This is a genomic window from Anoxynatronum sibiricum (assembly GCF_039414295.1).
In the GTDB taxonomy this organism is placed as follows: Bacteria; Bacillota; Clostridia; order Peptostreptococcales; family Tindalliaceae; genus Anoxynatronum; species Anoxynatronum sibiricum.
In genome coordinates this window covers 224,670-238,665 of the sequence record NZ_JBCITM010000004.1, presented here as the reverse complement: position 1 = coordinate 238,665, position 13,996 = coordinate 224,670, and the positions used below count along the sequence as shown (strand labels likewise).

General features: G+C 47.2%; 15 protein-coding genes. 1 reads left to right on the top strand and 14 read right to left on the bottom strand.

The features are described from left to right. Together AAIG11_RS06210 and AAIG11_RS06205 are read right to left on the bottom strand one after the other, a co-directional pair. A partial coding sequence (locus AAIG11_RS06210) for an aldehyde dehydrogenase family protein (RefSeq protein WP_343185369.1) occupies window positions 1–475 on the bottom strand: 475 nt, incomplete at its 3' end. 131 nt (window positions 476–606) lie between these two features. Beyond that, window positions 607–1,992 carry a putrescine aminotransferase gene (locus AAIG11_RS06205; RefSeq protein ID WP_343185368.1) on the bottom strand — a complete coding sequence of 462 codons (1,386 nt, stop codon included), beginning with the start codon at window positions 1,990–1,992 and terminating at the stop codon, window positions 607–609. Window positions 1,993–2,416: 424 nt separating this feature from the next. On the opposite strand from AAIG11_RS06205, the gene AAIG11_RS06200 reads away from it, so the two are divergent. Then, entirely contained in the window at window positions 2,417–3,259 is an 843-nt protein-coding gene (locus AAIG11_RS06200; RefSeq protein ID WP_343185367.1) for a DegV family protein, read from the top strand. Window positions 3,260–3,364: 105 nt separating this feature from the next. Here the strand turns inward: AAIG11_RS06200 and AAIG11_RS06195 are convergent, their stop codons facing one another. The 12 genes from AAIG11_RS06195 to AAIG11_RS06140 form a co-directional block, all read right to left on the bottom strand. Then, window positions 3,365–4,069: a DUF881 domain-containing protein gene (locus AAIG11_RS06195; protein WP_343185366.1), complete on the bottom strand. Its 705-nt coding sequence runs from the start codon at window positions 4,067–4,069 to the stop codon at window positions 3,365–3,367. Window positions 4,070–4,094: 25 nt separating this feature from the next. Continuing rightward, window positions 4,095–5,087 (bottom strand): tryptophan--tRNA ligase, encoded by a 993-nt coding sequence (gene trpS / locus AAIG11_RS06190; RefSeq protein ID WP_343185365.1) that lies wholly within the window; start codon window positions 5,085–5,087, stop codon window positions 4,095–4,097. 23 nt (window positions 5,088–5,110) lie between these two features. After that, a complete protein-coding gene (locus tag AAIG11_RS06185; protein ID WP_343185364.1) occupies window positions 5,111–5,299 on the bottom strand; it encodes a hypothetical protein in 189 nt (62 codons plus the stop codon). Between the two features lie 141 nt (window positions 5,300–5,440). After that, window positions 5,441–5,671 carry a glutaredoxin family protein gene (locus AAIG11_RS06180; protein ID WP_283409666.1) on the bottom strand — a complete coding sequence of 77 codons (231 nt, stop codon included), beginning with the start codon at window positions 5,669–5,671 and terminating at the stop codon, window positions 5,441–5,443. Window positions 5,672–5,854: 183 nt separating this feature from the next. Continuing rightward, a complete protein-coding gene (locus tag AAIG11_RS06175; protein ID WP_343185363.1) occupies window positions 5,855–6,196 on the bottom strand; it encodes an ArsR/SmtB family transcription factor in 342 nt (113 codons plus the stop codon). Between the two features lie 350 nt (window positions 6,197–6,546). Continuing rightward, window positions 6,547–7,197, bottom strand: coding sequence for a phosphate signaling complex protein PhoU (gene phoU / locus AAIG11_RS06170; RefSeq protein ID WP_343185362.1), 651 nt, complete (start codon window positions 7,195–7,197; stop codon window positions 6,547–6,549). 12 nt (window positions 7,198–7,209) lie between these two features. Next, window positions 7,210–7,962, bottom strand: coding sequence for a phosphate ABC transporter ATP-binding protein PstB (gene pstB / locus AAIG11_RS06165; protein WP_343185361.1), 753 nt, complete (start codon window positions 7,960–7,962; stop codon window positions 7,210–7,212). A 115-nt stretch (window positions 7,963–8,077) separates the two neighbouring features. Next, complete coding sequence (pstA, locus tag AAIG11_RS06160) at window positions 8,078–8,920, bottom strand: phosphate ABC transporter permease PstA (protein ID WP_343185360.1); 843 nt, start codon at window positions 8,918–8,920, stop codon at window positions 8,078–8,080. A 1-nt stretch (window position 8,921) separates the two neighbouring features. Next, window positions 8,922–9,959, bottom strand: a complete 1,038-nt coding sequence (gene pstC / locus AAIG11_RS06155) for a phosphate ABC transporter permease subunit PstC (protein WP_343185359.1) — start codon at window positions 9,957–9,959, stop codon at window positions 8,922–8,924. A gap of 189 nt (window positions 9,960–10,148) precedes the next feature. After that, the gene (locus AAIG11_RS06150) at window positions 10,149–11,072 is read right to left on the bottom strand and encodes a PstS family phosphate ABC transporter substrate-binding protein (RefSeq protein ID WP_343185358.1); all 924 of its coding nucleotides are present in this window, start codon (window positions 11,070–11,072) and stop codon (window positions 10,149–10,151) included. A gap of 426 nt (window positions 11,073–11,498) precedes the next feature. Next, window positions 11,499–13,265, bottom strand: a complete 1,767-nt coding sequence (gene pnpS, locus AAIG11_RS06145) for a two-component system histidine kinase PnpS (protein WP_343185357.1) — start codon at window positions 13,263–13,265, stop codon at window positions 11,499–11,501. An 11-nt stretch (window positions 13,266–13,276) separates the two neighbouring features. After that, window positions 13,277–13,972, bottom strand: coding sequence for a response regulator (locus AAIG11_RS06140; protein WP_343185356.1), 696 nt, complete (start codon window positions 13,970–13,972; stop codon window positions 13,277–13,279). Window positions 13,973–13,996: the final 24 nt, after the last annotated feature.

Below are 13,996 nucleotides of genomic sequence, written 5' to 3'. Positions count from 1 at the left end.
TGGCATCGTTCATCATTTCCACTGTCACCCGGCTCACGTTCTTCGCCCGGGGATGGGGAGCGATGATGATGGCATTGCCGCCCTTCAGGGCAAACATGGCGTTGCTCATGGCGGTGACGGTGGGATTGGTGGTGGGGGCCACCGCCCCGATGATACCAATGGGCTTGGCGATTTCCACAAGGCCTTCTTCTTCCAGGTGCCGCAGAACGCCCACGGACTTCTTGTCTTTCAGGTCATTCCAGATGACTTTGGACTTGCCCTTGTTCTTGGCCACCTTGTCTTCGTACACACCCATGCGGGTTTCTTCCACGGCCATTTTCGCCAGGGCTTCGGCATTGTCGTAGACGACTTTGGCGATGGCCCGCACAAGGGCATCCACCTGGGCCTGGCTGAAGTGGGCATAGGCGGCCTGGGCGCTGCGGGCCCGACTCATCATTGCCTGAAGTTCTTTGCTTATGACAGGAGTTACCTGCATCATCTTCCCTCCTCCAAACTTTCGCTGCGTACGTTTAAACAGCTTCTTCACACATAAGTGAACGGCAAGACAGCAACAGCTGTCATCAAAGACTTGCTGTTGCTGCCGCAGGTGAAGGTTAAATGATCGCCCTATACGTTAAGGGACGCAACATTCTCCCAAGTAACACCAAAGTCCACTTCAACTTCTGTCAGGGTTTCATCCAGAATGTTCAGCATTTTATCCATGGTTTCATAGGACATGATGCCTGGCGGTTCAATCCGATTGGTTTTCGCATTATTGAGAGTCCCACCCGTGAGAACCCCGCGTTTAAAGAGGCCCTTGGACACTGCCCAGCCCATTTCAGGAGTAGGGTAATCAAGACCAATGAGGAAGCCTTTTCCTCGCACATCCACCAGGACAGGATGTTTGGCTTTCAGTTCCATGATTTTACCCAGCATGTATTCCCCTTTTTCTGCCACTTGAGCCGGCAAGTCGTTCTCAAGCATAAACTTGATGGTGGCCAGAGCTGCTGCACAGGCAAGCGGGTTCCCGCCAAAGGTGGGAGAACCAAGAATCCAGGGATTCTCCTTAATGTCTTCAGTCCACAAATGAGGACGTGCAATGATGCCGGTGATGGGCATGACGCCGCCGCCAAAGGCTTTTCCGTAAATCAGGATATCCGGCACAACTCCTGATTGTTCACAGGCCCACATGGTACCGGTACGTCCCATACCCGTTTGAATTTCATCAAAGATGAGCACCACATCGTACTTGTCGCAGATTTCACGCACTTTTTGCAGGTATCCCTCCGGCGGCAGAATAATACCCGCCTCACCTTGAATGGGTTCAAGAATAACACCTGCAACTGTTTCACCCGTTTTAATCAGATTACTGATGGCTTTTTCAAGCGCTTCAGCATTGCCAAAGTCTACATGCATCACGCCGGGAATCAACGGCTTGTACTTTTCACGATACGTACCTTTTCCATTCACCGAGACCGCGCCCATGCTTTTTCCGTGGAAACCACCTGTCATTGAAATATACCATTGTTTTCCAGTCGCCAGTCGAGCCAGCTTCAAAGCCATTTCAACCGCTTCAGCGCCGCCATTGCAGAAGAACGCATATTGAAGATCGCCAGGAGTAATCATGGAAAGAATCTTGGCAAGATAGCCCCGCAGCGGATCAATGAGTTCCTGGCTGTGGAGAGCATAACGATCCAGCTGAGCTTTGACATATTTCAGGATCTCTGGATTTCGGTGACCGCACATATAGATTCCGTAGCCGCCCAATACATCAATGAATTCCTTGCCATATACATCTTTGAAAGTTTCTGCACTGTCTTCCCACTCAACAAATGTGGCATCTGTGGAGACAGATTTTCGGTAGAGTAACCAACCGGGGTTGACGTTTTCGTTAAAATTCTCCACAGAATCCTTAACGATGGCATCCTTGTCTTCAGGTGCAAGTTCCGGCTTTTCAATATAGCTCAACACCCGACTAACTTCCTGTAATGCTTTGGCTTTATCCGCTGCCATTTTTCTTCCTCCTTTATGATAGGTAATCGATCGAATCTCCATACTGTCTCTAAATTATTGCAAGAGCCATGCCAGTTCACGGAAAAATGTTGATTCATTTAAAATATTCGCACATCGCATGCCAAAAGCCTGTCCCCATCATCTTTCACAACATTTAAAAATGATGACGCATCGATTGGCTAATATGTTTAAAATTTAACAATTCATGCAAAAATTCTTACAATTGAGAATTGCTCCTCAAAGGATCTGGATGATTGTGGCATTTTTCACTTATTCTTATTATTGATACTAATCTCAAAATAGAGAATGCTGATTAGCGGCAGCTGGTCAGTGATGAATGTCCCAACAATCAAGAGGTAATTGACAACAGCTATTAGTACCTGGTATTATATTATTATCGACGTTATTCAAAGGAGTGATGATTATGTCATCCATTTTTGTGATTACAGACAGTACCGCCTATTTGGAACAAGGTTACATTAAAGCTAATCCGGTCAAAGTTGTTCCACTTTCTGTTCATTTTAATGGAAATGTATCTAAAGAAGGTGCTCCCGGCTCTTTTGATGATTTTTTCAGCCAACTGGCTGGCAGCAACTCATTTCCAACCACTTCCCAACCTTCAGCAGGGGAGTTTTTGGAAGCCTATGAGCCGGCACTGGCTCAGGGCATGGAAATTATTGTCTTAACGATTTCATCAGGTATCAGCGGCACTTACCAAAGCGCCTGCACAGCTGCTGAATTATCGGGTGCTTCTCATCACATTTCTGTCATCGACTCTCAGACAACGGCAGGAAATTTGAAAGCACTCGTTCAAATGGCCGTTGCTTTGGCTCATGAAAATCGACCACGTGAAGAAATCGTTTCTTTTTTGGAAAAGCAAAAATATAACTCAGGCATCCGGCTGACCGTAAACACGCTTGATTATCTAAAAAAAGGCGGTCGACTCTCCAATGCCGGTGCTCTCATTGGAAATCTGCTCAACATCAAACCCGTTCTGGGCCTCATAGACGGTACTGTTCAACCCGTGGGTAAAACCAGAGGCAAAAAGAAAGCCCTCGAAAAGATGATTGCATCTATTCCTTCGGATGCCTCGATGATCCACGTGGCCCATGCCATGGCATCAACCGAAGCCGAAACACTTCGCCGTCAGGTGGCAGAACAGTTTCCTGGTGCCACGGTTGTATTATCGGAGCTGGGGCCCGTCATCGGTGCTCATCTGGGCCCTGGTGCAATGGGAATCCTATACCTCTGGCCTGTGACCGATTAAGCTTTCAAAAATGAACCATCTTGACTGCATCGGTGTTGCTGTTGCCAGGTGATAACCCATATAAAAACGGGCAGCGCTTGTCAAAATGACAACACTGCCCGTTTGTTATGGACGACGTACCTCCAAAAACTGAATGGCTTTTTCCCGATGGGGCTTATCAATATTCAGCGATTCATTATACTCGATGGTGGCCGTAATCCCATCGCCAGCCATCAAATCAAATATGAACGTTCGATGGGCCACATACCGTTTGAACTCAGATTGATCTCCAATGGCCTGCACCAGGTACGGCGGAGCCACAGGCCGCCCGTTCACCTGAATATGATTGCCCGCCAGTGCCATCTCACTTCGGCCGGTCATTCGATTGCCATTGACAGCAATGACTTCCGCCCCGTTACTTCTCAGCTCATTCACCAACGTCACCAGATATTTACGCTGATACACCAAAGGCGCGATGTTCTCTTCAAATATACCTTCCAGCAAGACAGTGATTCCCGGACCCACAACAGCTTTATGGCCTGCCAGCATTTGATAATGCTGCACTTCCTGCATCAACACCTGAAGGGTCACGTTACCTTCTGCCCGTTCTCCTTCCAGCGCGTCCACTTCCAGTTTCAGGTTCTGAATACGCTGGCGCATGTCTTCATTGGCCTTCATCAAATCTTCAACTTCCTGAACATTGGTCTCTGATGGAATTGAAAAAAACCCGCCCGGTGGTTCACTCACTTGTTCAGGCCCCAGATTAATTCCAATAAGCACCCCATAAACCAGAAAGAAGAATGTGATGACAATTTTCGATTTGAAGCTCACGTATTCACATCCTTTTATCCTTCAGTTAAACCAGTCCCAGTCGCATTTTTACTGCTGCCACTGTTGCGGCAGCTCTCTCCCGGGCACGGTCGGCACCACTGGAATAGACTTTTTTCAACAACGCTTCATCCGCCAGGTAAGCTGCATATTTTTCACGAAAAGGTTCCGTTTTTCCAGTGATCAGCTCTGCCACATCTGCCTTAAAGACCCCATATCCTTTTCCTTCATAATGGGTTTCCACTTGTTCCAGTGTCCACCCCGACAAAGTGGCATGGATAGTCATCAAGTTCTGAATTCCCGGCTGTTCAGGCCTGTATCTGACCAGATTTTCACTGTCAGTGACAGCCTTTTTCAATTTTTTCAAGATGACATCTGCAGGGTCCAGCATATGAATGACCCCATTCTGATTCTCATCCGACTTGGACATTTTTTTATCCGGTTCCTGAAGACTCATTATTCTGGCACCAATTTTTCCAATATGTGCTTCCGGAATACGGAAAGTGTCACCATACACATTATTAAAGCGTATGGCAATATCACGACACAATTCCAGATGCTGCCGCTGGTCATCCCCCACAGGCACCAGATCTGTCTGATAGAGGAGAATATCCGCCGCCATCAATACCGGGTAAGTGTAAAGCCCCACATTGATGTTATCCTTATGCTTGTCTGACTTGTCTTTAAACTGGGTCATTCGATTCAGTTCGCCCATGTAGGTGTAGCAGCTCAGCACCCAGGCCAATTCGGTGTGTTCACGCACATGTGATTGAAAGAAAAGCACATTCTTTTCAGGATCAAGTCCTGCTGCCAGGTATTGGGCCAGAAAGGATAGATTTGCCTGACGAAAAGCCTGGGGATCTTGTTTCACCGTTAATGAATGAAGATCGACAATGGAATAATAGCATTGATAGTCTTTTTCAAGCTCTTTCCAGTTTTGAATCGCACCGATATAGTTTCCCAGCGTTAAGCTCCCCGTCGGCTGCGCACCACTGAAAATCACCTTTTGTAGTTTATCCATAAGCTGCTCCTTCCTCTTACATTTTATCCTTCTTCCAGACGGCGCACCCTTTCTTCCAGCTCTCGAATGCGCTCTGTCAGTCTGGCTTCCATTTCAATATGCTGTTCTTTGCGACTAAAATGCCGAAGCAACAGCACCGTGATCAACACCGGAGCCCCCAGCAAAACCAGCACCAACAAGAGATTCATCACTTGATATACGAGAATGTTCATGCTGCATCCCGCCTTTGATTCAGAGTACGACCTGTTCTCTCATTTCTTCTTAGTTGATCAAATTCTATTATACCACAGCCCACCGGCTCCACAAGAAAAAACCTCCTTTACAGTTTCAGGAGGTTTTTTCTGATCATTCATTTAGTCAAGCAGGCTGTCAATTTTCGCCTTATCTACACCGACAATCATCTCGTCGCCAATTTTAATCACCGGCACCGCCATGATGCCTTTTGCCATCAGTTCCTTGCGAGCCGAAACATCTGACTGTACATTTTTCTCTTCATACTCAACACCTTTTTGTGCCAGATACTCTTTTGCTGTTACACAATGAGGGCAAGTTGTACTGGTGAACACCACTACTTTTTTATCCATTTTGCTGCCTCCCTTCAAGTAATCAATGACTCACTGTGAATTAATACCCAGTTTCAAATCAGTCAATCAGAAAACTATCATAAATCAAATGATATCCCACAACCTGACCGAGCCCATCACTTACCGGCATATCTGGCGAGAACTGATTTGTCAGTGATGGCTGCCGGTTATGGATATCACAAGTTATACCGGTTCCTGAACCGCTTTTCGACGGCCGCCTTCACAGTCGTGACTTGCCAGCTTATAGGGAACCGTCTTTCCTTGCACCAGATTCGCATCCATAAACTGATGCAGCTTTTGAAATCGCTCCTGGTTTAATGCATAAAACATCCATTTTCCTCGCTTTTCAACACGCACCAACTCTGCTTGCTGCAAGATTTTCATGTGATGAGAAATAGTGGGTTGCTTCAGATCAAAGTTTTCCTGAATATCACAGGCACATTTCTCACTATCTGTCAGCATCATCAAAATACGTAGCCGCGTTAGATCCCCCAGCGCCTTAAAACAATCTGCCTGTTCTTTCATGGAAGCACCTCGCTTAATCGTTATATAATGATATTGTTATCTTTATACATGCAAGTCTACCTAATTAAGATGCTATTGTCAATGTATCCACGTTTTGACAGGTGCATTTTTATCGTCACACTGTCATTATCCCATGTTTCCACCAAAAATGCAAAAATGATTCAAAAAAACCTCAACAAAGTTATCTAACTCACTTTGCTGAGGTTGGTTAAGAGGGATCTGGACTGAACAGCGGATACCCAAAGCAATCCCTGCCAGATCCCTGTCCCGCCACTATCTATTATCTCACCGTCGTCCTGTCGTCTTTTGCAATTTGCCTGAGTCCGTCAGCAATACCACCCTCTGGGCCTTTAATTGATTTCCACCCGTTCACCCGTTACCATATAGATTACCCTTTCTCCGATGTTGGTGGCATGATCAGCAATTCTTTCCAGATATCGGCCAATGAAGAGCAGGTGAATGGCCTGATTCATCACACCACGGTCATGAATCATCATTTCCATCAACTCTGTATAGATAATTTCATAAATCTCATCCACAGCTTCATCGTCAAGTGCCACTTCACGCGCCAGATTCACATCTTCTTTCATAAAAGCATCAAGACATTTTGCCACCATTTCCTCGGAGAAACGCGCCATTCGGGGAATGTCCACCAGCGGCTTGATGAATGGCTCCCGGCCAATGAGTTTTGTCTGACGGGCAATGTTCACCGCATGATCCCCCATGCGCTCCAGATCAGTAATGGCCTTGAGTATGGTGCCAATCATTCGGAGATCTTTCGCCATGGGCTGTTGCAGGGCGATGAGATTCATGCATTCCACTTCAATTTCAAGCTCCAGGGCGTCAATACGATCATCCAGTATATGAATGGTGTCTGCTTTTTCCATATCCTGCTGCATCAATGCCTGCAGGGATTCTTCGATGATCTGCTGTACCAGACTACCCATTTTCAGCAACTTGATTTTAAGATTTTTAAGGCGCTCTGTATATTCTGTACGCATGGCATTCCCTCCCTATCCAAATCGACCGGTAACATAGTCTTCTGTGCGTTGATCCCGCGGTGATGTGAAAATCACCTGTGTGTCATCTGCTTCAATCACTTCTCCCATGAGAAAAAAGACTGTTTTATCAGAGATACGGGCTGCCTGCTGCATGGAATGGGTCACGATCACGATGGTGTATTCTTTTTTAAGCTGGTCAATCAGCTCTTCAATGCGGGAGGTGGCAATAGGATCCAGTGCAGATGTGGGTTCATCCATCAACAATACTTCCGGCTCCATAGCCAGTGCTCTTGCAATGCACAGGCGCTGCTGCTGGCCGCCCGAAAGTCCCAGAGCTGAGCTTTTCAATCGATCCTTCACTTCTTCCCACAAAGCGGCTTCCCGAAGGCTTCGCTCAATAATTTCATCCAGTTGGTTCCGGGATTTTATGCCATAGCGCCGCGGGCCATATGCCACATTTTCATAGATGGATTTTCTGAATGGATTGGGGCTTTGAAAAACCATTCCAACCCTTCTTCTTAAGGATACCACATCCACATCAGGCTGGTAAATGTCTTGATCTTCCAAGAACATCTCACCGTCGATTTTCACACCGTCAATGAGATCATTCATTCGATTCAAGCTGCGAATAAAAGTGGATTTTCCGCAACCAGACGGACCGATCAGCGCTGTAACTTCCCGTTCACAGATATCCAGATTAATATTTTTCAGGGCATGAAAGCTGCCATAATGGAGATTAAGGTCTTTCACAGATATTTTAGACATTGATGAAGCCTCCTGTCACATTCGTCAATTGGAAACAAAACCGCATCACGGCAATCGAAAGTCAGTTTTTATATTATGCTCCAACCCAATTTTACGCAGTGTCATTGAAAACAGCCTAACGGTTTGCCATTTTAAATCGAATTCGAATGGCTGTTGCAATGGCAAAAAAGATGGAAACAATCCCCAGAAGTACCAGCGCGGTACCGTACTTGATGCTCTCCGGCATTCCCGGTACCTGGGTTGAAATGATATAGAGATGGTACGGCAATGCCATCACCTGATCAAAAATCGATTGGGGCAACCGGGGAAGAAAAAAGGCTGCCACCGTTAAAAGAATGGGGGCTGTTTCCCCTGCTGCCCGGCCAATGGCCAGAATGGCACCCGTCACAATCCCTGGTGCAGCGTGGGGAAGTACTACATGGCGAATGGTCTGCCACTTCGTGGCTCCCAAAGCCAGCGACGCCTGCCGATAACTGAAATCAACACTCTTCAGTGCTTCCTCTGATGCGGTGATGACTATCGGTAACACGAGACAGGCCAGGGTAAGGGCACCTGCGAGAATGGAGCTGCCAAACCCGAGAAAAAGAACAAACAGCCCCAATCCGAACAGTCCGTAAACCACCGAGGGTACACCTGCCAGGTTTAATATGGCCAGTCGAATGGTGCGGGTTAAAAATCCCTGTTTGGCATATTCGGTTAAGTAGATGGCCGAACCCACACCCAAAGGAAGTGCCACAATCATGGTTCCCAGAACCAGGCTGACAGTGCCTACGATGGCCGGGAAGATGCCGCCTTCACGCATGCCTTTGCGGGGCATGGCTGATAAAAATTCCCAGTTGATGGTTCCAATGCCTCTGAAAATGATATAACCGATCATCAGCAGCGTGGGAATGACCACCAGGGCTGCTGTCAGGGTAAGCAGTGAAAAGATCAGCTTTTCCCGTTGTTCTTTCTTCATGTTAGCGGTCTCCTTTCTGAGCACGCCGCAGTACATAATCAGCCACCAGATTGATGCAGCTGGTCATGATGAGGAGCACAATCCCGATGGCAAAAAGAGAATGATAATGAGTGCTTTGACGAACCGTGTCACCCATTTCTGCCGCAATGGTGGCTGTCATGGTACGACCGGATTGCAGCAGCGACGTGGGAATTCGCGCTGCATTGCCCGTCACCATCATGACTGTCATGGTTTCGCCAATGGCCCTGCCTATGCCCAGCATCACCCCGGCGATAATACCAGAGGAAGCCGCCGGTACCAATACATGGAATATGGTTTCAAGCCGCGTGGCACCCAACGCCAGAGATGCTTCACGGTACTCTTTCGGCAAAGAACTGATGGCATCATCTGAGATACTGATGATGGTGGGCATGGCCATAAAAGCCACCAGAATGGAGCCGGTTAACAGCGTGAATCCCGATGAAAGATCGAAGGACAAGCGAACCCAGTTGGACAGCACCACAATTCCGATGAACCCCAGCACCACTGATGGAATCGCTGATAAAAACTCAATGATCACTTTCAGGGTTGTCCGGGTTTTCGGCGGTGCCACTTCTGCTATGAAAATGGCACAGCCGACTCCGATGGGGACGGATATAAGGATAGCACCTGCCGTGACCCAGAGAGATCCCAGGATCAATGGCAAAATGCCAAATTGTGGATTTACCGAGTTTGGATACCAGAAACGCCCCGTCAGAAAATCTATCAGAGGCACATCCCGGAAAACCGAAAACCCGGAACTGATCAAGAATATAAAAATCAGGGCCAGGATCACAATGGATGTCATTCCAAGAATAAAAATAATTCTTTCTATGATAAACTCACTCAACCGATTGGTAAATTTCGATTTAAGATTCTTGCCATGGGCAAAGCTTCTGCCGTTGGTGATTGCATCAACACTTTCACTTATTGTATTTTGAAGTGGTTCCTGTTTTGGCGGGTTTGCATGACCACGACTAACCACCAGACGGTTACCAGTACTGACTGATTCTTCTTTCAAGACTGACACCTCCCCGGGGTTGCCCCCGAATTCAATAGATCCGTACGATCCCCATCGTTTTCGGATTCACTTGATATAACTTTTGTGAAACATTTCTGATGGACCGGAGCAGAACGCCGGCCCATCAGTGTTATCTTAACGGTATGCTCTTGCACATGTAAGATTCATGCCATTTGCTCATTCACTGTTTTACTGCAGTGGTACAAATCCAAGATCTTCAACAATTTTCTGACCTTCTGTTCCCAGAATAAAATCAACATACGTTTGAAGAGCAGGTGTTGCTTCACCTGCGGTGTACAGGAACAGCGGACGAGCTACCGGATAGTCACCTGCATTGATGGTTTCAAGGCTGGGAAGGAAAGCTTCTGCGCCGGCTTCCTGAGCGACGGGAACGGGCTTCACATCGTCTGTCAGGTAACCCAGTCCAATATAACCGATACCGCCGACATCCTGAATCAATCCTTCCACAATCGCTTGGGTTGAAGGCATCAGCATGGCTTCAGGTGAGTATTCTTCATCATCCAGTACAAATTCTTTAAAGAAGGCATAGGTTCCGGAACTGGTATCACGGGAGAAGAGTGAAATGGCCCTGTCTGCCCCGCCTACTTCGCTCCAGTTGGTGATAACACCGGTGTAAATGTCTTTAATCTCATCCATCGTCAGCGCTTCAACAGGGTTGTCTACATGCACTGCGACAACAATCCCATCACGCCCTGCAACTATTTCAGTAGCAGGATTTCCAGCTGCTTCTGCTTGAGCAAATTCGTCCTCTTTCATGGCACGTGACATCTGGGCTAAATGAGCTGTTCCGTTGATCACTGCTGCTGCACCGGTACCCGATCCACCGCCGGTGACGGAAATCAGTGCCTCCGGATGCGCATCCATGAAGGCTTCTGCCCATGCCTGACCCAGGTTAACCATGGTGTCAGATCCTTTTACTTCAATCATTTCACTAAAATCGACTTCTGAATTGGAAGATGTTCCGGCTGCTGCAGGTGTTTCAGCGGGTGCTGGTGTTGAAGCTGGTGCTGGAGCAGGTTCAGATTGACCACACCCCGCCAGTAGTGAAGCAGCAACCATTAACACCATCAACAAAGACATCATTTTCTTCATTCTTTTTAATCTCCTCTCATTCCTGAGTTGTTTTGTACCAGGCTCACAGCATCCTGTTACAGTTCACATTATAGACCCCCTGGACTTGAGAGTGGTTAAGCAGGCGTAAACGAAATGTAAAGATCAGGTAAAGAAAAAACCTCCAAAAAACAAAAGGAATGCCGGTTTTCGGCATTCCTCAGATTGTAGACAAAATAAGATGAAGACAAGGGGTCTGGTAAAGGACAGCCTTGGAAAACTTGTTTGTGTTTTTTCGAAAAGGGGAGAAAACCGCCAGCGCCTGCTGTTTGAGCGCAGTGAGTTCAGGCGCTGTTTTCGAGACTTTCGACTAAAAACACACAAGATTGGAATCAGCTGGCCTGGCCAGAACCCTTTGTCTTCAACCTCAGGAATGCCGGTTTTCGGCATTCCTCCAAATGTTGGTCTCTATGAAAGGGGCAAAGTGATGACAAACTCCGTTCCCTTTCCCACCTCACTGTTCACACGAATGGCGCCGTTCATCGAAAGTACAATATGCTTCACAATGGCCAGACCCAGTCCGGTTCCTCCCATTTTTTTGGAGCGGGCTTTATCCACCCGATAAAAACGTTCAAACAACCGGTGCAGGTCTTTGTCGGGAATTCCGATTCCTGTATCTTTCACGCGAATCACCAGGCTGCGGTACTTCTCGTAGGCACTGACAGACACTTTGCCGCCTTCTGGCGTGTATTTGATGGCGTTATCAATGAGGTTGATCATCATTTGCTTAAATCTGTCTTCATTCAGTGACATTTCCGACAAGTTTCGGGCAATTTCCCGGTGAAGTGCAACTTCTTTATGGCGGCTGATGGTTTCCATCATGGAGATCACTTCCTCCAGCAAATCTCCAGGTGCTGCCGGCACTTTTTGTTCATGCCCCCGTATGTTTTCAATCTCTGAGAGGGTCAAAATGTCATTGATGAGTCTGGTGAGACGTTCTGTTTCAATTTCTATGATATCAAGAAATCGTTGCCGCGTTTCATCATCTTCAATCTCACCTGATTTCAGAGTCTCCACAAATCCGCTGATGGAAGTAAGGGGGGTTTTCAGTTCATGGGTGACGTTGGTGACAAAGTCAGATCGCATTTTCTCCAGCTTGCGAATCTCTGTCACATCATCCATTAGAATCACCAGTCCCGTCACCTTCAGTGGATCTTCCGGTTCCCGAATCAGACTGGTCATCATTCGCAGCGTTTTTTCTGCCGGCTCACGAAGTGTCACTTCCACCTGCTGATCTGACTGGTTCTCCAACACTTCCTGTATCACATCATCAAGCTCTGTATCTCTTACCAGCTCCAACAGGTGGTGTCCCTGCAGTTCTGCTGCCTTCACATTAAAGAGATTTTCCGAGGCGGCATTCATTAATGTGATGCACTTATGCTGGTCAAGGGCGATCATGGGGTTTTTAAGACTGGTTAGCAATGCCATGAACCGGGCGTTGCTAACCGAAAGCTTTCCGATGGTTTCATTCAGTCTGTCGGCCATGTGATTAAAGTGATCAGCCAGTTCTGCCATTTCATCATTCGATTCCAGATAGATGTGTTTATCATAATCACCATCTGCCATCCGCTGAGTCATATTAACAATGCCCCGGATATTTTCTATGATCCGGTCGATAAGGCGGAAACCCAGCACCACTGCAATGAGCAGTCCAAAAGCAAGAGAGATGGTCAGATACCAAACGATATGTTTTGTCAGGGCGTCGATTTCCTGCAGATCCATTGCCAGACGAACCACATAGGCAACACCGACATTTCCACTTATGGAGACAGGCACCGCCACATACATCATTTCCTGTCCAGTGGTATCGCTGTAACGAATCTCTTTTCCGATACCGTCCTGAAGGGCACTGATCATTTCCGGACGTTGGTGATGCGGTTCCATCAGTTCCCGATCTGCCCGGGAATCGTAAATGACACGCCCTTGGTGATCCATCAGTGTCATTCTGACCTGGCCCTGTTCTGCAAGTTCATCTGCCAATTTAGAAAAAGCAGGATCTTCCGGTCGAATGTCATCTGTTCCAATAAAAGCAGCTATCAAATTTGCATTTGTCACCAGCCGTTTTTCCAGTTCTGTTGTATAACTTTGCTTCACCAGATTAATGGACAACAGTCCAATGATCAGCACACTCACCAACAGGATGGCCACAAAAGACAAGAGAATTTTTCGTTTCATGGGCTGCACTCCTACCTGACTTTGTATCCCACACCCCGAACAGTTTCAATCATATCTTCCATGTTGAAATCGCCCAGTTTTTTGCGTATATTGCGGATATGAACATCAACGGTGCGTGTCTCTCCAAAATAGTCGTACCCCCATATTTCATCCAGTAAAAAGTTGCGCGACATCACCCGTCCCCGATTCTGAAGAAGAAACCGCAATAATTCAAACTCTTTCAGCGTAAGGTCCACAGGCTGATGCTGAATGGTGACCTCATGCCTGGCCAAGTCCATGACCAGTTGACCCCATTCAATAAGAGCGTTGGTTTCACCCACCTGATGCTCTGTTCTGCGAAGGACTGTTTTGATCCTTACCACCAGTTCTTTGACGCTGAAGGGCTTGGTCATATAGTCGTCAGCCCCCAGTTCCAGGCCCAATATGCGGTCAATTTCCTCAGACTTGGCCGTCAGCATGATAATGGGCAGCATCCCATATTTTTCTGATGCCCGGATGCGCTTGCAGATTTCAATCCCGTCAAGATCCGGCAACATAAGATCCAGCACCATCAGATCCATTTGATGCATTTCCAGCAACTTAAGTGCTTCCTGTCCATTTTCTGCCATGTGTACCTGATGGCCTGCTTTTTCAAGGTTGAACTTAAGGAGTTCAAGAATATGCTCCTCATCATCCACCACCAGAATATTTTTGGGCTGTTTTTCCATTCCGCCAACCTCCGTTTCGCCTTC